This is a genomic window from Kluyvera sp. STS39-E, from assembly GCF_040932435.1.
Lineage (GTDB): Bacteria > Pseudomonadota > Gammaproteobacteria > Enterobacterales > Enterobacteriaceae > Kluyvera.
This window is the reverse complement of sequence record NZ_JBFQGA010000012.1, coordinates 20433-40389: the sequence shown is the minus strand read 5'-3', so window position 1 is coordinate 40389 and position 19957 is coordinate 20433. Positions and strand designations below refer to the sequence as shown.

The window sequence follows — 19957 nt, the reverse complement described above, 5'->3', positions numbered from 1 at the left end:
AATGTTAGTGGTTACAAACCTAGATGAAACAAGGGCTGCGAGGTTAGTGGTCACTGGGTATCTTGTTAGATCCACTCTCTATAGTGGTTATCGTTGTTCCCGTAGTTATTGGCTATCCACTGTGGAGAGCAGAATCGGTTGGCCGTATTTACTAACCACTGTAGTGAGTAGATATCCGCTGAAAACAGTGAAGGTTTACTCTCCATAGTGGATACCCGCTGGAGAACGCATTCCATCACTCTCTATAGTGGTTGTTTGCTGCGAATGAACGCCTGCTTACTCCCTACAGTGGATAGCGACGTCGATAATCGCCACTTTACTCACTACAGTGGATACCGGATATCACGGCAGCCGTTTTACTCACTACAGTGGTTATGGGCCGGATACGCACGCGGTGAGCTGGCTACTCACCGCAGTGGTTAGTGTTATCAGTGGATTTTCTTCAGCAGACCCCAGAGTGTCCCGGCCTTCGTCGTGAGCTTACCTGTTTCCGGATCGTACATGCGCCATTCGCGACGCTGGTGGACAATGACACCGTCCTCACGTTCCAGTCGCTCCAGCACGCCGGGTTGCTTAAACCCTTTGGCACGCCAGTAGCCGCTTGTTTTTTCGATTTCCAGACCTGCCAGTGTAACCGCCATCAACCAACCTCCTTGCAGTCATCGAAAAGGTAGCTGGCGTTCTTCGCGTGAACGCCGTAGACATCACCTGATTTGTTGTAAACGAACTTATCTTCACCCACGCCAGACAGTTTGCCGTTACGTTTGGTGAGATAGGGGGAAGACAGGACGCGATCATCGCGAACAACATAAAACTGTTCGCCGCTGTCCACAACCATCGCGCCGTAGCTGGCTTTGACGACATTGCGGATCACGTCGTTTTTCACTTCGGCCACTGACATCTCACACTCATAGACGTGCGTGTCCGCGTAGACAGGGAGGGAGAGCAGCGCCAGAGCCAGGGCTATTTTCTTCATGCCACGACTCCTTTGATAACGCCGAATGCTGAGTCGAATACCAGCACTACGGCCAGCGCATTAACCATCGCGCCATTAACAGGCGCCAGCGCTTTACGGATTGCTCCGGTGAAGATGCAATCGAGCACAAAAGCTATCGAGACAATAAGTAATAAAGTGTCTAATACAGTTTTCATGATAGGTAGATACTAACTTATATATTTTTTGCTGTAAATATCACTCAAAAGTGCTGATGCCTAAGATACGCTCAAGATGAGCCGCGTCTTCATCGCTTACCGGCATCGTGTCGTCGACGTACCAGCAACTACCGTTGTGCCAACAAACACCGTCATCATCGACATACACAGAATCTGCATCAATGCCAGTGTACTCAACGAGATTGCGCTCAATTGCCGCTTGAATTTCTTCATCGTTCAGCCCATCGCACTTGACCATGAATAGCGGGTAAACGTCATAGTCGGTGCTGGCTGAAATGCGAACCAAAATCTTCATGTGTTTTCTCCTTGTTGGTAAGTGCTTATTTATATTAATGTGCGCCATGCGGCGCACAATCATTGTGTTCAGGCTGGTGGGAAGAACTTCTCCAGCGTCCGGTCGACAGCCTTATCAATGTGCATCAGATGCCAGACGACCATATCTTTGCTTCCCAGACCGCGGGTGTAGATCACGTCGAACTTACGCCAGGCGGCGTGAAACCAGTGCGGTGTATCATCAACCGGCAGATTCTCTCCAGCCTCCTTGAAGTACTTGAGCAGCATGGCCTGTTCAGCGGTGGGCGTCGGGCCAATCTCTTCCGCGTACATTCTGATGAAACGCTGCCAGTCGGCTTCATCTTCTGAAGGTTCCGGTGCGTTCATCTCTGCAATCGCCTCACGCAGCTGCGTCGCTCATTCTGGCTCCGGGAAGCCCTGGGCAATTTCGGTATCCACTACATCCAGCGCAGCGTTGGCCGCGTCATACAGTTTCTTCACGCTTTTTCTCCTGCATTAAAAGGAACACGGTCATTGCCGCTCTGAAAGGGTTAGGGTTCTGGATCAGATGTTGTGGCGTTGAGCTATCCACCTTTCTGTGGGCCGCCCTCCACTCGCCAGGCTGTCTGGCAGGGATTACGCCGATTCTGTGCCGATAAATAATGTCCCACGCATCTTCCGGATCGTTACACCAGTCGAAGGTTCCGGCTCCGTTCGGGCCGATGGCGACCACTGCTGTGTAATCGCCTTCCTGTGAGCCTTTCCAGCCATATTGTGAGATAAGCGGTCGATGGCCGGTGGCTTCCGCGACCAGGCAGTTAATCTCAAAGTCCGTCATCTCGCTGTAATTTTTCATTCCCGATCTCCTTCTCATCCGTTGCCGAACAACTATGTGGCGTTGTCACTTTGTACTTCTACGGATGGTAATTCCGTATTAGTAACCAATTTGTTTTCTTGTTGGTGATAATACGGAAATAAAAAAGGCGTCCAAGTGGACGCCGTATCTTTGAAAAGGCTGTTACTTCAACGCGATAAACGGAGTATTGGCCCCTTCAGTCATGTACTGAGGCAACTGACCATTCCATTTGTTGATGGCTTCCAGCTCCATGACGTTCGGGTTCTGACGTAATGCTTCACCGCGCAACTTGATGGCATCAGCTTCTGCTTGAGCACGCTTGCGGATAGCGTCGGCTTCACCTTCGGCTTGTTCACGCAGCATGTTCGCTTCTGCCTTGCGCTGCTCAACTTCCTGCTGGCGCTGGAGCGTTTTCTGGTTCGCGGTCACTTTGGCATTGATAGATTCGATGACAGTGTCCGGGTAGTCTGGTTTGCCCACCCATGACAGGCTAATAACCTCAATACCTACCGGTGACATTTCTGCCTGAATGTCTTTCAGCGCATTGTCGAGCAAAGACGCCTTGCCACCGTCGATGAACGTGTCGGTAGTCATGCGGCTGGCCAGACGGTTCAGTGAGTCCGCAATCTTCTGGCGCAGATCAGTGTCGGTAATGTCATCAACACCTTTGCGATAGGTCTGGAATACGGTAGTTACTTTGTCGCGATTAACCAGATATGCCACACCAATTTTGTGGCCGATGGCTGTACCGTCGCTCATCTGGAATGTGAACGGCTCATCGTAGGTTTTCATCTGTTTGAAAGTGGGGAAGGTGTACAGCTCGGTATTCAGACCAGTCCACTGACGGCCAACGCCGACAACTTCACCGATACCTTTGTCTTCACCCAATTTGTTTACCTTAATGCCAACGTATCCCGGTTCCACGCGATCGCAGCCGGTCAGACCCATTGTGCAAATAGCAGCCAAAGCCACCGCCAGTAAACCTTTCTTCATTACTTACTTCTCCTTAATTTTATTGAGTGAGTTGATATACCTGCGGCCAGCTTTTAACAAGGCAACCGGGAAGACTACAGCGATGGCAAGTCCGATAAATAAGGCCAGATCGCTTTTAGCTGAGATAAGCGATGGAACCAGTAAACCGTAGATAAAGCAGACTGATATCACCGCTGAAACAGCCATGAGATAACCCTTGATCATGTGTTTCCTTTTGTCGTTTTGGTGTAGAAATGATAAGTAAGTACTTATATATTTTCAAGTATAAAAAAGGCGTCCAACGGACGCCCTGTGATTACGCTTCTTCTGTTTCGGCTGGGGTCGACTCTTTCGCTCGACGCTCGTCTATCGCCTGGAGTGCTGCGATGATTTCCGGAAGTGGCTTCTCGCGGTACATCTCGACGATCTGCGATTTGGTGTATTTCTTATCGCCAATTTCCACACGCCCGCTGGCGTTCTTGGGCAGGTATCCTTCCTCCAGCATGTACTCAACCAGCGATTCGATGACGTCCAGCCCGCGAGTCGGGTCGAAGTAGAATTTCCATGAGCATTTGCCAAACGGAGGCGCGACTTTGTTTTTAATGCACTCGGCGCCAACGTCCTGTCCGATCTTCTCTTTGCCATCCTTCATGACGGATGCGCCCAGACGGATACGCACCGACGCGTAGAACTTCGGAGAGTCACCACCCGGAGACGTAGTCGGATCGCCAAACATCACGCCAATTTTGGTACGCACCTGGTTCAAGAAGATGATGCACGCGTTGTACTTACGCGCCCAGAGCGCCAGAGTAGGGAAGTTCGCACTCGTCGCGCGCGCCAGCGCCGTGTTGTCGTTCATGTTCAGCTGATCTTTGTCCTTCGCAGTGCCTTCTGCCATCTTGTCGAACTTCTCAGCCTTCGAGTTCGGAACCATCGACGCCAGAGAGTCGGCAACGATGCAGATAGGGGCTGTTTCCGGGATAAGCTCTTCGTCGCGCACCAGCTTGAGGATTGTGCCGATCAGCTCGACGGAGTCTTCGAAGGTATCCGGCTGTTTGTAGACCCACTGACCGTCGTCTTCGTCGGCGTTCAAGCCATTCGCCACCGCAAGACCAACGTCGAAACTGTTTTCGTGGTCAAGGAACACGGCCAGACCATCCTGTTTCTGTGCTGACACCATCGCTGCCGTCGCGAGGAATGTGTTGTGGCTGATAATCCCGTTAGACCAGAAAGAGTGTGTTTCCGGCATCGCTACGTCGAACGTTGGTGCTTCACCTTCCTCAATAGCCACGACTTCGTCGTAGAACAAGTTAGAGTCAATTACCGCTGCCAGTTGTGCAAACAGATGCTCGTTAAAACGATTCTTTCTGCCAATGAAGGAGACATAGATTTCTCGCAGTTTGTCTATTCCGACACGATCGCCGCGGCCAATAACGTGATCTACCAGAACGTAGTCTTTACGAGAGGTCTTGGTGAGTGACTCGTAGAGTGATTTCACTAAGCCGCTGATGTGCGGAACGTAGCCTAAATAAGTGCGGTCAAAACTAATGTCCCGTTTGGTTGCCACTGCTAAACGAGCCGGAGACTCGAACCCAATCGTTGACAGGAAAAGGTCGTAGTTAGAGCCACTGAATGACAGCCGGTAATATATGTTTTTATAACCTGCGACGTGTTTTTCAGAGATAGTTGACGTAATCCCCAGATTCAGGAGCATGAGGCGAATTTGCTGTAGCAGCAGCCCACTCGCGCTCACAACCTCAATGCAGCGACCATCATTGACGTGGCATTCCAGCTCAAAGTAGCCGCGAAGGAATGCAATTTGAGCCTCGCTATTGGCGCGACGCACACTCAACGGAACCTGCTTGCCAGCAGCTTTCTCATACTCCAGACCATATTCTTTAAAAAGCAGCGAACGCACCTCTTTGCTAAACAGCACATGGTCTTCCGAGCCGTTATGTTTTCTCGTAACTGGCATCTTGTCTGATACCAGCGAAATGAGGCGGTAGTACTCATCCTTGATGAATGGATCTGTGTTAGAAAAATGCACAGAATTTTCAGAGGCCACGTATCCGTCAGCAATTAAATAGCCCATCAGTTTTGCGATATTGGCATCCAAGTGCTGATCGCCGAATTGATGTGTGCCAACCATTGAAGGAATCGTGTCGCCTACACTGATTTTTTCAGCATACCGCCAGACGATATTGCCTAAGTCGTCAACCACACGAATTGGGTGACGGAACGTAGCCTCGATGTAACCCCCTGATGCCAGCTTAATGCGCTTGAATTTGCGACGGTTGTTCCATGTCAGGTGTGAGGTCTTCTCTATCACGCCATTTTCATTGATGAGTCCAACGTTATGCTCTACATCGCGAGTAGTGCATGTTGCTTTGTGCCCCTCAATCTCAAACAGTTCTTTCACTGTTACCATTCCACGCTCCGTCAGCAGCATGGTGTCTGCGGTAACACATTTCCCCGCGCTTGGTGGCCCGAAGACTTCAACGATACGTCCACACGGAAAACCACCGTCGTAACGTCCGGAAATGGCTTTGTTTAGTGGAGGGAAACCGGAGTCAATCCAGTGGGAGACTTTCTGGATCTCGTCATTGCTGCCGATTTTCTTTTTCAGCGCCAGTGCCAGTGCGGATTTGCCTTTTGCCATGATTAGGCTCCTTTTGATTCGTTGATTCGCTTCGAAGCAGCGGCTTCGTCAAACTTGATTGCGTCGTGGTTCAGGTGTTTGGCGACGCGAGCGATGATCTTCACGACCTGCTCGCTGACCAGCGCGAACTCACGCTCAGTAGCAGAAATGCCAGCAGCGCCCAGAATGTTCGGCAGCGCCACCACAGCGTGCTCGCCGTGGCAGAAGACAATCTCTTTAGCCAGCATGGTTGGCGTAGTTGCCCCGCCATTAATGATGGATTTCAGCATCAGCAGTACCTCTCAAATGGCAGAACAAACACTTCCAGATCTTCCAGAAACGACCGGAAGTTCAGCTCGTAACACATCTGTTCGAAGGCATTCATGTCGCGTGCGCCTTTAATCGACTCGATTTCGCTGGGTGGGAATTTTGTGTCGATAAGGTTCATCAGCATCATGTTGCGCTTAAAGGCTTCGAGCATCCGGCAGCCCGTCTTCTCGTTGAAGGCATTCTTTGCCAGTTTGTTGAATGCCGTCTTATAGCGACCTTTGTTGATGACAATGGAGCCGTCGTTAATGCCGCGTACCATTGCGGCCACGCTTCCCCATTCATGAAGCAGCTCTTTCGCGCCACCATCACCAATGCCACCGACGCCTTTGATGTTGTCCGAGTTATCGCCCTGCAACGCTTTCGCTTCCAGAAACGCGCGTGGCGTCGGCAGACCAGTCAGCTCTGCGAACTGTTCGAAGTTCACCTGTTTGTGCTTGGCATCTTCACGCAGGCTTACCCAGCTCACGTTCTCGCGAACCAGCTGGAGCCAGTCGCCATCACCTGTCAGCAGGTAGATATGGTCAACGGTCGGCTGCGGTGCCAGGCGAGAGACCAGCATTCCAGCCAGGTCGTCCGCTTCTGCATCCTTTGCAATGAGTTGGTTAACGCCCAGCGCGGTCATCATTTTCAAGATGTACGGCTTCTGGAGAGCAAAGCCTTCTTTCATCTTCTTCATATCCGGGTCGTCATCGCGATTCGCTTTGTACTCCGGGTAGAAGTCGCGACGTTTGTCGCTGAATCCATCCCACAAGATCATTGGGCGGGCATGGAGAATTGAGGCGTAACGACGAACGTTCTTCACGAAGCCAAAAGCCGCCTGAACTTCCATCTCGCCGTTGTGTAATTTGTCGGATTGCTGGTGGTAATAGCCCAGGCTGTTACCGTCCACAAAGAGATAATTCACCGGTACACTCCTTCCAAAAAGTAAGGCGTCCGTAGACGCCTTACTGGTCACGTTATGGGATTACAGAGCGTCCAGTTCAGCCAGCAGGTCGTCGAGACCTTCGTCAGCTGGTGCAGATGCAGCGGCAGCAGATGCTGAAGCACTTGCAGCTGCGGCGGCTTCCGGAGCTTTAACTTCTTCCGGTTTAGTTTCCGGTTTGAACTCAGCTTCAGCGGCACGCAGGATCTCTTCATCAACCAGGCTGGTGGACTCTGGAGCCGGAGTGTGTGCTGTAGCGACAGCAGCTGCACCTTCCGTATGACCAGTGATAGAGCCAAAGCCTGGCAGTTCAGCAGCAGCTGATTTTGCAGCGGAAGAAATGGCCGGAGAGGACATTGTTGCTGCCGGAGCCGCGATACCAATCAGACGACCCATAGTGCGAGCCGTAGACAGCAGACGGGTTTCGTCAGCCTGGTTCGCGTATGCGATCAGATCGTGTTGGGTAGTCCAGAGCTTCTCAGGAATGTCGCCTTTGTAGACTTTACGTTTCGGGGATACGTCGTACTTGGTGTCACGACCGGAACCGGTACGCTTAATCAGGAACGCATAGCCTTCTTCTTTGCTCAGTGGATTGCCGATATCATCCGCAATATCTTCGGACATCACTTTGCAGATATCGTCGAAGACCGTAGACGGTAGCTCAATCAGCTGGCATTTCTCTGCGTCCGCAAAGTCTTCACGCGCAGACAGAACACCGTTGACCAGATAACGCGGTGTAGCACGCATACTGTTAATGCGCTCTTCCATCGCTTTGTTGCCCTTAAAGCGAGCACGACCTTCCATAACCATCTCACACAGCTGGCAAGCGTGGCCGTGGGTGTGCTGTTCGCAGATGTAGGCGGTGGTTACATCTTTGCCTTCCTCATTCTGATGCTTAACGTAGTGCATACCGAAAGTCTGGAAGAACACGCCATTCGGGTCGTCCTTGTTCGGAAAAATGCGCAGATAGTTATTGCCGTCTTTCAGACGGGTCAAATCAACGTTATTGCCACGTTTAGAAGCAATATCGCCACGGGTCTTGTTAAGCAGATCAAGTAATGACTTAGACATGTATTTCTCCTTGTTGTGATTGTGGCCATTGGCGCTATGCGCGTTGGGCGTTCGTTTATTCGTGGCTCTTTCGAGCGAGAAGAATGATAGATCAGTGCTTACTTATGATCTAGCATAAATTAACGGGGAGAGTGGAAACGTTCGGCGCCCAAACGCTCAATCTCCACGATAGCCATTTTGGACGCCTGGACAATCATGTCGCGGCGGTGGGAAAAGGCGACAACAGCGTGCTTGTACAGATCAGCAACGTGCCGGGCATCGTCGAGTTTCTGGCGCTTCGCGAGGTATTGCGGGTTGGTTCTAACCTTCGCCTCCAGTACGGACTCATTAAACTTAATGCCGTTCATACTCAGGTTCTTACGCTCATTGTCGTAGATTTTCGCCTCAATCGCATCGAGGGAGAGTTTTGCATCTGCGACTTCGCGTTCTGCCCGCGCCAGCTTAGAGCCGTACTCCATCAACAGGCGCGGTTGCTGACGCCAGACTTCCTCAAGATTGTCGCGGTCGAACTCCAGATCGGACATGATTTTTTCGTAGATATCTGCACTCATTTTGATAGGTTCCAGCTTATTTCTATATATCAATTTTATCATAATGGAAACAGGCGGTGGAGATTATGACACGATGAAATGGAGGTTATGAGATAGGTAAGCCAGTGAAAAATCAGGTGGTTCTGGTACTCTATGCCCCGTTAAAAGCTGGCCGTAGACAGCGTACGACAATGTGGTGGGGACACGGACGGAGGGATTTCACTTGCCGTTGACAGTTGTCAACACCGAACATATAATATGCCGGAGATAAATTGTATCTGAAGAAACATACTAATAAGCACATTCAAGCGGCCATTGAATATGCTGTAACTCAGGGCTGGGTTTGGGTTCCACCAGGCGATTCTGCACACTGTTTTTGCAAATTGCGCTGCGGCAGTCCAGAAGGTGAGCACCGAGATCACCAGATGAGCGTATGGTCGACACCGAGAAGTGCTGAAAACCATGCCAAGCAAATCATTCGTATGGTAGATCGCTGCGATTGATTTTGCCCGGTAAGGAGTTGCGACAACAACTCCTTACCGAATCAATAAGAGAATACTCTGAATACTAAACGAAGAGGTACTATGGCGCTTTATAACTTCACTCTGACACTCTCAGGCGTAACGTATGAGACCGAAGGACTGGAAGACGCGCTGTACGAAAGCGGCTGTGACGATGCGCTGATTTGCGCATATGGAAACTCCGTCTATGTTGAGTTCGACCGCGAAGCTGAATCGCTGGATGCCGCTATTGCATCAGCGGTCGACAATATCGAATCAGCCGGAATCGGCGCTATTGTTGAATCTGTCGACTCTGCCCTTGTAGGCTTGAGCGACATTGCAGAAATAACAGAAATGTCTCGCCAGGCGATTGCGATGCTGAAAGATGGCACTCGTGGTAGCGGAGACTTCCCTTGCCCTATCCAACGAATCAAAGGCCAATCTCCACTTTGGGATTGGGCTGATGTAGCCGAATGGCTACTAAAGAACGGTCGATTAAAAGAAGACAGCAACTTGGTAAATAACGCTCGTGTGCTGAGTAAATGGAACCTTGCCTTACGTGCAAGCGCTTCAAAAGATTTTCAAGAAGTTGAGTCGATCGCGGTAGCTCTTATCGCACGTCGACGTCATCACGCCGAATGCGCATGAAAAAAACCCGCCAATCGGCGGGTTTTTGCTTTATGCGACTTTCTTACCAAAAATGTTGGATAGCGTGACTCTGGTCTGGCGTTTCAGCCTGTACTGTCTCACATCGCCAATCTTGTTCACTTCCATAAACTCTTTGGCCACCTTCAGCACCAGCCGATTGCGGAACACTTTGAACGCCTCCAACTGTTCCTCTGGATTATCCGATTCGTAGATCTCCAGCAGATACTGGCACGCCTTCGGATCTTGCGTTTTAAGCGCCAGCGCTCTGGCACATTTACGCAGACGACTGACTTTATCGGCACCATCCAGCCCGGCGAACGCCAGCGCCAGATCTAACGTGACCGGGCAGTCGATGATTTCCCAGAACTGCGACCGCATGGTGGCCGCAACAGCTTTATCCTGAAAATCCGCTGGGATAGCCGCCAGCGCTTGTGCAATCTTCTGTGCCTCGTTCATGGTGTTCTCTTTATTCATTTGCTAATAGTCTCCGCTACCTCTGCCAGAATTGCTTCCAGCTTTTCGCCTTCTTCTGGGCGAAAGTACAAAATGTTCGGGTTAAATCCGTAGAAAACGGTCACATCCAGCTCCGGCAGATACTCTTTGCGTCCAACCAGGTCGGATGGTTTGCTCTTGTTGTTGAAGAGCGACGTCGCCCGGCTGCCACACGTCAGCACATAGGTCGGACGCACCAGATTGATCTCTTCACGCATAAAGTCGGTGAACTGGCCGATCTCGTCTTTGGTGTAGTCCTTCTCTTTGTCCTTCACCTTTTTGCACACGCCGGTGACGTAGAGATCGCCCATGCGCAGATCGCCTGCAGTAAGCAACTTCGCCTTAAAGTCGTCGTAGCCGTTCTCCATGAAGTAACCGGTACGCCCATCATTGCCGTTCGCGTTGTCCAGAATGACCATGATTTTCGGCTTAATGCCAATGCTTGGGCGGATCAGGTCGTCTCCCAGACCCATTTCGGCCGCCATGCGAGTCATCAGTACATTCACTTCAGCAGAGCGCTTAGGGTTCATCTCGAACGGTCGAGAGGCTTTTACAGCGTCGATCACCAGATTGCCCATCAACTCTGCCTGGTCGCGCAGTCGTTCCGGATCTGTCGCTGGCAGACTGCCAGGCTCAATCGATGCGAACGCACCTACTTTTTGCAGTGACTCGCGTACCCGGCTGTTACACGCACGCTTCTCGACCGCTTCCTCAAATTGCTCAAGTGACTCGAATTTGCCGCCAACTTTCTCACGCGCTCTCATGATGGCCTGGCAACCATTCTCAGAGCAGCCTTTCACAGCAGAGAATGGCGCATACAGTACCTGGCTGCCGTCTTCCAGCGTGCGGATCTCAATTCGGTTAGATGACACGTTAACGTCTGGTGGCAATACGCGAATGCCATAGGTCAGCGCATCCTTAACCAGCCCCTGGTGCTTATCCTCGCCCAGAATGGTGAGCGCAGCAGCGAAGAACTCAGCAGGGTAATGTGTCTTTAACCACATAGACTGATAGCTGATCAGCGAGTAGGCAACGGAGTGTGATTTGTTGAACTGATACGCACCGTTCTTCTCGAAGGCATCCCAGATCTCCTTAGCTTTCGTCTCAGACAAGCCGGGTTGTGACCCTGTAACGCGTACAGCAGCCATAGGCAATTTCACACCTGCCTCCAGCGCTTCTTCGACCGTCCGCAGTGCGCCGTCCTCACATTTGAAGTGTTCCGCGCGGTGAATGCGCTGCGTTGTGCCGTCTTCCATCTCAACGTCGATCCAACCAGCTTGAGCCTGAACGACGAACTTCTCGCCCATGCTCTTCATCTTTTCCATATCCTTTTTACCGATCGCTTTACGCACACCATCTGCTTCGGCCATCGTGAAGCCGGCCAGCAATCGTGTCGCGTTCATCGTCTGTTCCTGATACAGAATCACGCCGTTGGTTTCCGCGGTAAGTTCGTCCAGTACCGGGTGCAGCGACTGTGGAGCCATGAAGCCTTTGGCCACGGAGACATAGTCGTCCAACATGCCGGATTGAATCGGGCCAGGTCGGAAGAGTGCGGTCGTGGCGACAACGGTTTTGAAGCTCATTGGCTCAATGCCACCGCCCAGATCTTTAAGCAGCTTGCGCATGGGGCCGGACTCCAGCTGGAATACGCCCTGCGTGTACCCTGCAGCGAACCCATCCAGAACCTTGCGATCGTCCAGTGGGATAGCATCGAGATTGATGTCTTCCCCGGTACTCTCTTTGATGTAGCGTTTCGCGCTATCCAGCAGATCCAGTGTGGCCAGACCGAGAACGTCCAGCTTAATCAGCCCCATCGCCTCGCAGTAACGTTTATCGAACGCAATACAGCGAGCATTGCCACGCAGCTCGACGGGCGTGCGCTCTACCAGTGGAACGCCAGCGACGATCATCCCCGCAGCGTGACGACCAAAACCACGCATCAGGCTTTGCAGCTTACACGCCGCTTTGAACGCTTCCGGGTTTTTCGTGGCGTATTTGTCCAGGCTGGCCAGTTGCTCGCGCAGCTCTTCCAGAGACAGGCTATCGTCTTCCAGATTCTTGAACTCTTTGGATACCGCCATATCCGCAGCGTCGACACCGTAAATACGCGCAGTGTCACGCAGCGCAGAAGCGGCGCCCAGATAGGTGAAGTTCGGAATACCGGCAACGTAATCTTCGCCATAGCGTTCATTCAGATACTCGATCACCTCATGACGACGTGCCTGGCTGAAGTCCAGATCCGCATCCGGTAAGTCGAGACGTTCAGGGTTGATGAAACGCTCAAACAGAAGACCGTGACGGATAGGATCGACGTTGGTTATGCCTATACACCACGCCACCAGAGAACCGGCAGAGGAACCACGACCTGGCCCGACAGGAATGCCAGTTTCACGGCTGTGATTCATCAGGTCGCGCACCATCAGGAAGTAACCACAGAAGCCCAGGCGGGTCAGTGTGTCCATTTCGTACTTCAGGCGATCAACATACACACGGTGCTCAGAAGCCGGTGGTGTGTAGCCAAACTCTTTGGTAGTAAGACGCTTACGCAGCCCCGCGACAGCCAGCTTCATCAGCGTTGCAGGCTCGTCGTCTGCCATCTTGGGCAGTGCTGGTGGCAATTCATGCCAGCGCCATGTGCAGGCTTCAATAATGGTGTCCTGCGTTGTTGAGGCCATTGCAGCTGTTACCGGCACATCCATTCGAACGGAGAAGGCTTTCAGCGCTTCAAGGAGATGGCGGCGACCATTAACGGCGTTATCTCGCTGGTGGGGAATACGCAGACGATGCGGCTGGTCGATTTTGATGTTGTTCGTAACCATGTGCGCAATGTCTTTAATGTCAGCGTCGTCGACCGCTTCGTAATAAGCGGGGTAGAACGCCACTGGCTCTATTTTCAGTGCGCTCGCCACTTTCATCGCCCGGACGTTAATCTGGTCGTAGAATGGGGTAGGGTGCGGATAAACCACGCTGTAGAAGTTATCGCGTCCTCCAGCTGTGACCAGCGTCCCGATAATCTTTGCGAAGTCCTGGCGCTGGAATACACTGCCAATGTCAGACGTCAGCAGGATGATGTTGCCTTTGGCATATGCGGCCGCCAGCTGGTCAAGCGCCAGACGCGGGACAAAGTAGAATTGCTCGCGCTTGTTGGCTAAGGTCATCAGTTCGCACACGTCGCGATAACCTTGCTCATTCTTTATCAGTGCCGTGAAGCAGTAGCTGCGATCACGTACCAATGATTCCATACATCCCCCTGACTCTTTCGCAAGGCGGGCGCGGTGCTCGTATGTCGGATCGTCGACAACATTCAGCTTAACACCACAAATAACCGCCATGTCGTCGCCAGCGGCACGCTGCAGGGGGATCACACTGGCAATGTTCATGCTGTCAGCGGAAATGACAGCGGTGTAGCCAGCGTCTCTCGCGATTTTCACCGCGTTTTCTGCTTTTAGAGCCGACTCTCCCAGGGAGAAGTCAGTTCTGACCATCAGAGCCTTCATGTGTTTTTACCTTTCTGGTTTTCTTGATTTTGTCATTGGGGAAGCCAACGAACTTCCCATACATCGAAATCGCAACCTCTTTGGCTGACTGGTGGCACTCGGGCCTATCCGGACACGCCAGACAAGCCCGGCCAGTTTCAGACGCTGCGATAAGAGAGCCGAAACATCCTTTACGCACGATTAACCGAAGATCTTCTGAACCACTTCACGCGCTGCCTGTGCAGACGTGGATGGAAGTTTATTGATAAACGACTTTTCGATGCCGGCAGAGAAATCACCGCGCATCATTCCGATTTTTGCGGACAGCAGCAGCTCGCGAGGGCCGATTGGCTGGCTGATCAGATGCTGTTCATAACCTTCACGGACAAGATTCGCGAATTTCACCATCTTCTCGGCGTATTCGCGGATGACGCCAGCCTCAGCCAGCATGTTGACTTCAGCCTTAGTGCTCATGTACTTCACGTTCGAAACAATGCCGAAGCGCGAGAAGTTCGCCGCGTTCTGGATGTTCGTTCCTTGATAGAGACCCGTTTCGTCGCCAGAGCCGTTAGTGTTGCCAGTGCCAATGAAGGCAAAGCGTTTATGCGGAGTGATACGGCGCCAGTCCGGAGTTGCCTCTTTGATGATCAGCGGTTCTCCTTCAAGAACTGGCTGGTACACACCCAGAATCTGCGGGAACGCGAAGTCATATTCATCAGCGAGGTACACCCAGCCATTTTTCATCGCCAGCGCCAGCAAACCAGGCTCGAAGTAGGTGGAGCCATCGCGAGCGAGGATCTGGCCTGTAACGTGTGCTTCTTCCATAGACGCCGTATGCTGGGCGCGGATCAGTGGTCGATTCAGCAGGGCGCATAGCTGCGTAGGAAGAGAAGATTTACCGGTTCCTGCATGACCCCAGAGATAGCCTGGGATTCCGATTTCCAGCATCATGAAGATGTCTTTAATCAGGTCGAAGTCGCCATACACATAGTTCTTCTTCGCTTCCGGTACGAACTCCGGATATGGCGTGTTGACGTTGACTGTCACCTGTAGTGGTTTTCCGCGTGGCGTTCCCAGCTCTTTGATCGTTACGCCAAGCAGCTCGTGCGCGGCCACCAGTTCGGTCTTGTATTCGACCGTTCCTGCGTAGCCCGGATGTGCGCTAATGTCCGCCACTTTTCCTTCACCTGAATGCTTTTCGGCACGCTTCTCATTGAGTTTGGCCAGTGCCGTGCGAGAGATCGTTGGTTCATCCGGAAACGCAGTAGTGTACATTTTCACCACCTCGTCCACGTCCAGACCTTTCGCGGACTCAGGAATGTTCTCGCAGCGGCCCATAGAGATATGGGATTTCAGGTAATGAAAGGATTTGCCACACCACTTGCAGACGATGGCTTCTGGCAAATGTTCTTCTTGCTGTAGTGCAGTAGCGGTCATGTGTTTTTCCTTACTGTTTGTCGTTCGTGGGGTATATCTTATATAAATATATTAGGCTGTATAGTAAGTGATTACTTATTTTTACGGGTAAACCAATTACCCAAGAATGATACGAGATAGCTCTGTGACGACTGACGGCCCTAACTCTTCTACGCTGTTTACCAGTGCGTAATTTTTGTAGTAACGCCGTGGTGCGTCGGTCAGAACGCCGATAGCCATCAAATCGATGTCACTCAACGTCTCAATTTCTTTGGTGACGGTTCGCAAATGCTGATGGAACCCATCGCCTGCAGCACATGGCGCCCCGTCGCTCATAACCAGCATGATCTTCTTGTCCTCCATTCGCCCTGCAAACAGAGTCGCCAGCTGCGCGACGCTCTCACCATCGACGTTATTGAGCAGGGGGAACGTCTCACACACGCAGCCCATGCGGGCGCGGATCTCTGGAGAGTTGGCTTTCTCATTCCAGTTTTTGATAATGGGCAGCATTAGCGCCTCGAAACGAGTAAACCCGCGCTTCGACATGGTTTCATAATCTGGGCTACCAAACGTGGTAAAGCCGGTGATGATGTTAGGCACATTGATACGATCCAGAGCATCCGCAATGGTGTAGGCGCTGGCGAGTGCCAGTTGAATCTTCCTGCCGCCCATTGAGCCGGACAAGTCGATCACCTGCTGGACGCACGCGTTCACCGCTCTGTGGTCTTCTTTCTTGCGGAACACGCGGTCGTCGTTCATTGCCAGACGATACAGGTTCGCGCCATGTATCCGTCCACGTCTCTGGCCTGGGATAAACTGGACTCGATTGCGGCTGGCGATAGCTCGCTCCAGGTCTTTGGCCAGAGTCGAAGAAACGCCTGCTGACAGATGTTTTTCGATTTTCAGTTCAAAGAGCCTTCTGCCTTCCGGAACCATGCGGTAGCGATCGACCGGTGAGTGCATTGGGATTGCGCCAAACGTCTTTCTGGTGCGCTTTACATGCTCTTCAGCCTCATCAATCAACCCGATAAAGTCGTATGAACGATCGTATGGGCGATACTCAGAAAGTGAGGTGCTCATAAGCTCTTTGCTGATGGTGGCCGACAGTGCGTCTTCGGTCATTTCGCCTGTTCCGTCTTCCATCTCGTCGAGCGCCTTGAGTGCGTCCTCCAGAGTCATTTCATCCGGAGCAGGAACAAAGCCTGACTCACTGTCTTCAGGCGCTTCCGCGGCATCCTCATTTTCTTTACCTTCGCCGTCTGTGTGATCGGCGGCGTCATCTTCCTCTTCGCCTTCTCCTTCCGACTCCCCGTGACTGGCATCGGAGTCTTCGCCGTCATCACCATCACCATCGCCAGCGGCGCCAGAGCCATAACCATCGGAGTCATCGGCGTCTTCGCGAATGCCATCACCAGGCGTTGGAGAGCCAGTGTCATCACTACCACCTTCGTCATCAGAATCACCTGATTCCATGCCGGCATCATCGGATTCTGGGGTGTCTCCTGATTCTTCTTCGCCTGCTTCTGTATATTTACTTTCTGTATCACTAATTTCTTTATCCTCTGTAGGTAAGTCCTTATCTACTGATTCAGGCAAATCAGAATCCCCAGACTCTTCCTCTTCTGAGGCATCATCTTCTTGCTCTTCCTTGTCGTCGTCTTCGCCTTTGGTACGCTTTGGTGCTGATTCACTATGAGTCGGTTCGTCACCGGCTTCTGGGGTTTCCTCTGACTCGTCCTCACTCTTCGACGGCTTCCTAGCAGACGATTTAAGCTCTGGTAATTTGCCCTCTGGCTTGTCTTTCATATCCTGCATGATTTGGGCGATAGCAGCTGCGACCTTCACGCAGTCTTCTGTGTTCGACATATTGCGAACGGCCACGTCGATGCCATGCTCTTTGAGCAAGGCTACAGGCTTATCGATGAGGTGCCAGTGTTCTTCCATAAAGTCGATGAAAGGGCTTTGGCCATCCCAGGCGCGAACGACCGGGCAAAGGAAGAATTTCAGGAACAATTCACGCTGGTTGCCGTGGCAGATTGAAACCGCCTCTGACACTTTGCCCTTGAAGTATTTGTCGATCACCAGGTTCTGTGTGGCCAGCAAATTGCGACGGGTTCCGTTGAATACCTGCCCCATTCTGCGTTCAATAAAAACGTCTTCCAGCGCGTTCCAAAGCCCGGTAGACGGAGCCTTTCCTCTCTCTCGCATCTTCATTGCGACTTTCGGATCAGTAAAGAGGATATGGGCTATCTCATGGTCGAGAAAACCACGTACTGCGTTCATGAGGGTTGGTGACGCGTCGTCCGGTATAGATGGGATGTTTACCAGCACTGGTTCGCCGCGCCGGTTGTAGCGGACATATGCTTCATTGCCTCGCTCTGCAACAGGTATCTGTTTTCCTGATAGCATCGCTACAACTCGTTTTACGCAGTCGCGAAAGTCCTGTACCTCTTTCAGCACAGATCTGGTCATGGCTTTGGACATGAGAATTTCCTTGTTATTAAAACAATTTGTTTTCTGATGTGCGTAATTTATCACTGTACGAACAGGCAACTCAGCTGTTCGTACAGGCATCTATAGGCAGGAATATGTGTTAATTGGTTCTTACGGCCAGAGAGCCGCAACCAGTATTGATGAGAGTGAAATGCTTATTTTTGAGTTCAAAAGCGAAAACGGTCGTGTCATTCATGTCCACGGGAAGCTCTTCAGATTCTAGTTCTGTCAGGATCGTCGCGACGCCATCCAGTCCAATCGCATATGCGTGTCCAACCTCAAGGGCGGTCAATTTAGAAGTTATATTTTTCATTTCATATCATCCAACTGAACACATTTGAAAGTTCGGCAATACTACTACCTATTGTATCAATATGGAATGCACCTATATCAGATACGTCTTACTTTTTTCTGTAAGAGAATAGTGACAAATTGCTTAAAAACCATAGTATAATGGCGGTATGCCGGGGTTTTGTGCCTATCGAAATTAAATAGATAAGTCTTTACAACCCTGGCCTTTGCTGTAATATCAGTAAGCACTTACCAGAGATAAACAAAACACGCAAGGTTCACTACATGGCTACCAACGAAACAGAGATCAAACAAGGTCGCTACGCAGCTTACATTGACTCGTTAATCACAATCTCGCCTAAAAGTCAGGCTACCATTGCCAAAGAGGTTGGGTACAAGAACGCCAACAACCTCTCCCTCATCAAAAGCGGCAAAATCCCACTTCCAGTCGATAAGGTTCGAGCTTTAGCCGAAGCACTGGAGGCAGATCCGGTTCGACTGATGCTGATGGTTCTGGAAGAACGTCATCCTGAGCTGCTTGAGTTTTTTCGCGAAGAGGGCACTGCACCTCTCTCCGCTGATGAAAAACTCGTTCTAGAAGCGTTCCGTAACCGTTTTGACGGTCAACAGGGTGCGTCAGAAAAGGTGGTAGAGGCCATCAAGTCACTGTGAGAAATTTACACGAATAAGCTCCGTGGCTAGACGATCTCCCTTGAATTTGTGGTCTATCTCGTCTAAGTCTGTTTGATTAACGATAGATGCGATGTACGTTGAGAAGTTATTCAAGGCGTCTCGCATCTCATCCATATAATCGTGGCGATCATAGACGCGATCTATCCCTTCAAGACTGTGGTTCATAATCTTACGGGCCACCTCCTGATTAATCCCCAGAGCAGGGAAATAACTACGCGCTGTACGTCTCAGATCGCGTGGGGTGAATGACTCAACCTCCATCAACTCAGGTCGTTCCAGTATCCTTCTCAGTGCCTGGGCAATGGCCACCTTAGACATTGGCGTATCCACGCCCTTCTTCTTATTCGAAGGAACGAGCCACTGGCTGTCTTTCCCGTACTCGAACAACTCTTCCACGCATTGACGCATCAATGGGCTTAACGGCAGCGCGTGCTGTCTGGCCGATTTGTTTCGCGTACCTTGATTCCATACATCACGTTGAAGGTTGAACTCATCCTTTCTGGCCCGGAGCACTTCATCGGGTCGTCTGGCAGCGACAAGACAGAGCCTGGCCGCCCACTTTGTGCCTTCGCACACATTGAAGTAATCCCAGACGTTCCAGAATACCCAGACCTCGGCGTCCGTCAGCTTACGTTCGCGCGGCACTGGCTTTGCGCCACCGGCAACTCTATTGAGCGACATATCATTCAACGGTGATGTATCAATCAGCCCCTGAAAGGCGCACCAGCTCAGGAACTGTTTCATCAGGGAGAACACGCGTCTGCCCTGGACGATCTTGCCTTCCAGTATCAGTGGGTTCACCAGCTGGTTGACCAAGACCCTACTTATATCACTTACCTTTACATCAGAGATATGCGGCATTACATGTATCAAAACACAATGAACGGCTATTTCAGGTCGACGCCTCGTTATCAGTAAAGATAAGCGAGTGAATAACATGAAGGCGGAAGAAAACGACATGTCTCCGTCGAATTTGGCGGTCGACACTGCCGACAAACCGGAAGCGCGTTCGAGGTACTCGATGGCTTCCCGAGAGGTGTTTTCTGCTGCGCGTGCTTTATCAAAGGTGTTTTTCATCGTCCACTCACTGAGTGAAGCCCTTTTTACTGTATGTATAAACAGTATATTAGGCATAAGTTTTTGTATGATCAACCATAAAATAGCCTGTTTTGTACAATGATTC

General features: G+C 51.3%; 22 protein-coding genes and 1 pseudogene. 3 read left to right on the top strand and 20 right to left on the bottom strand.

Annotated features, from left to right (window positions below):
• Nucleotides 1–65: 65 nt before the first annotated feature.
• The 14 genes and pseudogenes from AB4K05_RS22060 to AB4K05_RS21995 form a co-directional block, all read right to left on the bottom strand.
• Complete coding sequence (locus AB4K05_RS22060) at nucleotides 66–206, bottom strand: hypothetical protein (RefSeq protein ID WP_168157138.1); 141 nt, start codon at nucleotides 204–206, stop codon at nucleotides 66–68.
• Nucleotides 207–428: 222 nt separating this feature from the next.
• Entirely contained in the window at nucleotides 429–641 is a 213-nt protein-coding gene (locus tag AB4K05_RS22055; RefSeq protein ID WP_006812558.1) for a hypothetical protein, read from the bottom strand.
• On the bottom strand, nucleotides 641–976 hold the full coding sequence (locus tag AB4K05_RS22050; protein WP_016051670.1) for a hypothetical protein: 336 nt from the start codon (nucleotides 974–976) through the stop codon (nucleotides 641–643). The genes AB4K05_RS22055 and AB4K05_RS22050 overlap by 1 nt, the downstream gene beginning before the upstream one ends.
• Entirely contained in the window at nucleotides 973–1152 is a 180-nt protein-coding gene (locus AB4K05_RS22045; RefSeq protein WP_004110036.1) for a hypothetical protein, read from the bottom strand. Before AB4K05_RS22045 ends, AB4K05_RS22050 begins: the two co-directional genes overlap by 4 nt.
• A 40-nt stretch (nucleotides 1153–1192) precedes the next feature.
• Nucleotides 1193–1468 carry a hypothetical protein gene (locus AB4K05_RS22040; protein WP_032666376.1) on the bottom strand — a complete coding sequence of 92 codons (276 nt, stop codon included), beginning with the start codon at nucleotides 1466–1468 and terminating at the stop codon, nucleotides 1193–1195.
• Nucleotides 1469–1536: 68 nt separating this feature from the next.
• Nucleotides 1537–1947, bottom strand: a pseudogene (locus tag AB4K05_RS22035) (hypothetical protein).
• The gene (locus tag AB4K05_RS22030) at nucleotides 1931–2302 is read right to left on the bottom strand and encodes a DUF2591 domain-containing protein (protein ID WP_004110046.1); all 372 of its coding nucleotides are present in this window, start codon (nucleotides 2300–2302) and stop codon (nucleotides 1931–1933) included. Before AB4K05_RS22030 ends, AB4K05_RS22035 begins: the two are co-directional and overlap by 17 nt.
• 162 nt (nucleotides 2303–2464) lie before the next feature.
• Nucleotides 2465–3295, bottom strand: a complete 831-nt coding sequence (locus AB4K05_RS22025; RefSeq protein WP_004110049.1) for an SPFH domain-containing protein — start codon at nucleotides 3293–3295, stop codon at nucleotides 2465–2467.
• Nucleotides 3296–3298: 3 nt separating this feature from the next.
• Entirely contained in the window at nucleotides 3299–3499 is a 201-nt protein-coding gene (locus AB4K05_RS22020) for a hypothetical protein (RefSeq protein WP_032655925.1), read from the bottom strand.
• Between the two features lie 91 nt (nucleotides 3500–3590).
• Nucleotides 3591–5933, bottom strand: a complete 2343-nt coding sequence (locus AB4K05_RS22015) for an LAGLIDADG family homing endonuclease (protein WP_368481908.1) — start codon at nucleotides 5931–5933, stop codon at nucleotides 3591–3593.
• Nucleotides 5934–5935: 2 nt separating this feature from the next.
• The gene (locus AB4K05_RS22010; RefSeq protein WP_000920226.1) at nucleotides 5936–6202 is read right to left on the bottom strand and encodes a hypothetical protein; all 267 of its coding nucleotides are present in this window, start codon (nucleotides 6200–6202) and stop codon (nucleotides 5936–5938) included.
• On the bottom strand, nucleotides 6202–7146 hold the full coding sequence (locus tag AB4K05_RS22005; protein ID WP_023315974.1) for a 5'-3' exonuclease H3TH domain-containing protein: 945 nt from the start codon (nucleotides 7144–7146) through the stop codon (nucleotides 6202–6204). The genes AB4K05_RS22010 and AB4K05_RS22005 overlap by 1 nt, the downstream gene beginning before the upstream one ends.
• A gap of 60 nt (nucleotides 7147–7206) precedes the next feature.
• Nucleotides 7207–8235 (bottom strand): hypothetical protein, encoded by a 1029-nt coding sequence (locus AB4K05_RS22000; protein WP_004110098.1) that lies wholly within the window; start codon nucleotides 8233–8235, stop codon nucleotides 7207–7209.
• 119 nt (nucleotides 8236–8354) lie between these two features.
• The gene (locus AB4K05_RS21995; protein WP_023315972.1) at nucleotides 8355–8786 is read right to left on the bottom strand and encodes a hypothetical protein; all 432 of its coding nucleotides are present in this window, start codon (nucleotides 8784–8786) and stop codon (nucleotides 8355–8357) included.
• Nucleotides 8787–9043: 257 nt separating this feature from the next.
• Between AB4K05_RS21995 and AB4K05_RS21990 the strand changes: the two genes are divergently transcribed.
• A complete protein-coding gene (locus AB4K05_RS21990; protein ID WP_071785734.1) occupies nucleotides 9044–9268 on the top strand; it encodes a hypothetical protein in 225 nt (74 codons plus the stop codon).
• An 81-nt stretch (nucleotides 9269–9349) separates the two neighbouring features.
• Nucleotides 9350–9913 (top strand): AlpA family transcriptional regulator, encoded by a 564-nt coding sequence (locus AB4K05_RS21985; protein WP_006812564.1) that lies wholly within the window; start codon nucleotides 9350–9352, stop codon nucleotides 9911–9913.
• Between the two features lie 30 nt (nucleotides 9914–9943).
• Here AB4K05_RS21985 and AB4K05_RS21980 read toward each other — a convergent pair whose 3' ends face one another.
• The 5 genes from AB4K05_RS21980 to AB4K05_RS21960 form a co-directional block, all read right to left on the bottom strand.
• A complete protein-coding gene (locus tag AB4K05_RS21980; protein WP_002213143.1) occupies nucleotides 9944–10387 on the bottom strand; it encodes a hypothetical protein in 444 nt (147 codons plus the stop codon).
• A complete protein-coding gene (gene dnaE / locus AB4K05_RS21975) occupies nucleotides 10384–13902 on the bottom strand; it encodes a DNA polymerase III subunit alpha (protein WP_080112985.1) in 3519 nt (1172 codons plus the stop codon). The genes AB4K05_RS21980 and dnaE overlap by 4 nt, the downstream gene beginning before the upstream one ends.
• A 180-nt stretch (nucleotides 13903–14082) precedes the next feature.
• The gene (locus tag AB4K05_RS21970; RefSeq protein WP_004110112.1) at nucleotides 14083–15318 is read right to left on the bottom strand and encodes an AAA family ATPase; all 1236 of its coding nucleotides are present in this window, start codon (nucleotides 15316–15318) and stop codon (nucleotides 14083–14085) included.
• A gap of 96 nt (nucleotides 15319–15414) precedes the next feature.
• Nucleotides 15415–17781, bottom strand: a complete 2367-nt coding sequence (locus tag AB4K05_RS21965) for a porphyrin biosynthesis protein (RefSeq protein ID WP_080112986.1) — start codon at nucleotides 17779–17781, stop codon at nucleotides 15415–15417.
• A gap of 109 nt (nucleotides 17782–17890) precedes the next feature.
• Entirely contained in the window at nucleotides 17891–18103 is a 213-nt protein-coding gene (locus AB4K05_RS21960) for a hypothetical protein (RefSeq protein ID WP_046340568.1), read from the bottom strand.
• A 263-nt stretch (nucleotides 18104–18366) separates the two neighbouring features.
• Between AB4K05_RS21960 and AB4K05_RS21955 the strand changes: the two genes are divergently transcribed.
• Nucleotides 18367–18753: a transcriptional regulator gene (locus tag AB4K05_RS21955; RefSeq protein ID WP_004110129.1), complete on the top strand. Its 387-nt coding sequence runs from the start codon at nucleotides 18367–18369 to the stop codon at nucleotides 18751–18753.
• Here the strand turns inward: AB4K05_RS21955 and AB4K05_RS21950 are convergent.
• On the bottom strand, nucleotides 18745–19851 hold the full coding sequence (locus tag AB4K05_RS21950; RefSeq protein ID WP_045340011.1) for a site-specific integrase: 1107 nt from the start codon (nucleotides 19849–19851) through the stop codon (nucleotides 18745–18747). The genes AB4K05_RS21955 and AB4K05_RS21950 overlap by 9 nt on opposite strands.
• Nucleotides 19852–19957: the final 106 nt, after the last annotated feature.

What these genes read in the sequence shown, in the direction of transcription:
- AB4K05_RS21960 (WP_046340568.1), bottom strand. Translation starts at nt 18,103, where the DNA reads ATGAAAAATATAACTTCTAAATTGACCGCCCTTGAGGTTGGACACGCA.
- AB4K05_RS21965 (WP_080112986.1), bottom strand. Translation starts at nt 17,781, where the DNA reads ATGTCCAAAGCCATGACCAGATCTGTGCTGAAAGAGGTACAGGACTTT.
- AB4K05_RS21950 (WP_045340011.1), bottom strand. Translation starts at nt 19,851, where the DNA reads ATGAAAAACACCTTTGATAAAGCACGCGCAGCAGAAAACACCTCTCGG.
- AB4K05_RS22040 (WP_032666376.1), bottom strand. Translation starts at nt 1,468, where the DNA reads ATGAAGATTTTGGTTCGCATTTCAGCCAGCACCGACTATGACGTTTAC.
- AB4K05_RS22020 (WP_032655925.1), bottom strand. Translation starts at nt 3,499, where the DNA reads ATGATCAAGGGTTATCTCATGGCTGTTTCAGCGGTGATATCAGTCTGC.
- AB4K05_RS22055 (WP_006812558.1), bottom strand. Translation starts at nt 641, where the DNA reads ATGGCGGTTACACTGGCAGGTCTGGAAATCGAAAAAACAAGCGGCTAC.
- AB4K05_RS22050 (WP_016051670.1), bottom strand. Translation starts at nt 976, where the DNA reads ATGAAGAAAATAGCCCTGGCTCTGGCGCTGCTCTCCCTCCCTGTCTAC.
- AB4K05_RS21995 (WP_023315972.1), bottom strand. Translation starts at nt 8,786, where the DNA reads ATGAGTGCAGATATCTACGAAAAAATCATGTCCGATCTGGAGTTCGAC.
- AB4K05_RS22060 (WP_168157138.1), bottom strand. Translation starts at nt 206, where the DNA reads ATGGAGAGTAAACCTTCACTGTTTTCAGCGGATATCTACTCACTACAG.
- AB4K05_RS21985 (WP_006812564.1), top strand. Translation starts at nt 9,350, where the DNA reads ATGGCGCTTTATAACTTCACTCTGACACTCTCAGGCGTAACGTATGAG.
- AB4K05_RS21970 (WP_004110112.1), bottom strand. Translation starts at nt 15,318, where the DNA reads ATGACCGCTACTGCACTACAGCAAGAAGAACATTTGCCAGAAGCCATC.
- AB4K05_RS22010 (WP_000920226.1), bottom strand. Translation starts at nt 6,202, where the DNA reads ATGCTGAAATCCATCATTAATGGCGGGGCAACTACGCCAACCATGCTG.
- AB4K05_RS22015 (WP_368481908.1), bottom strand. Translation starts at nt 5,933, where the DNA reads ATGGCAAAAGGCAAATCCGCACTGGCACTGGCGCTGAAAAAGAAAATC.
- AB4K05_RS21980 (WP_002213143.1), bottom strand. Translation starts at nt 10,387, where the DNA reads ATGAATAAAGAGAACACCATGAACGAGGCACAGAAGATTGCACAAGCG.
- dnaE (WP_080112985.1), bottom strand. Translation starts at nt 13,902, where the DNA reads ATGAAGGCTCTGATGGTCAGAACTGACTTCTCCCTGGGAGAGTCGGCT.
- AB4K05_RS22000 (WP_004110098.1), bottom strand. Translation starts at nt 8,235, where the DNA reads ATGTCTAAGTCATTACTTGATCTGCTTAACAAGACCCGTGGCGATATT.
- AB4K05_RS22045 (WP_004110036.1), bottom strand. Translation starts at nt 1,152, where the DNA reads ATGAAAACTGTATTAGACACTTTATTACTTATTGTCTCGATAGCTTTT.
- AB4K05_RS22025 (WP_004110049.1), bottom strand. Translation starts at nt 3,295, where the DNA reads ATGAAGAAAGGTTTACTGGCGGTGGCTTTGGCTGCTATTTGCACAATG.
- AB4K05_RS22030 (WP_004110046.1), bottom strand. Translation starts at nt 2,302, where the DNA reads ATGAAAAATTACAGCGAGATGACGGACTTTGAGATTAACTGCCTGGTC.
- AB4K05_RS21955 (WP_004110129.1), top strand. Translation starts at nt 18,367, where the DNA reads ATGGCTACCAACGAAACAGAGATCAAACAAGGTCGCTACGCAGCTTAC.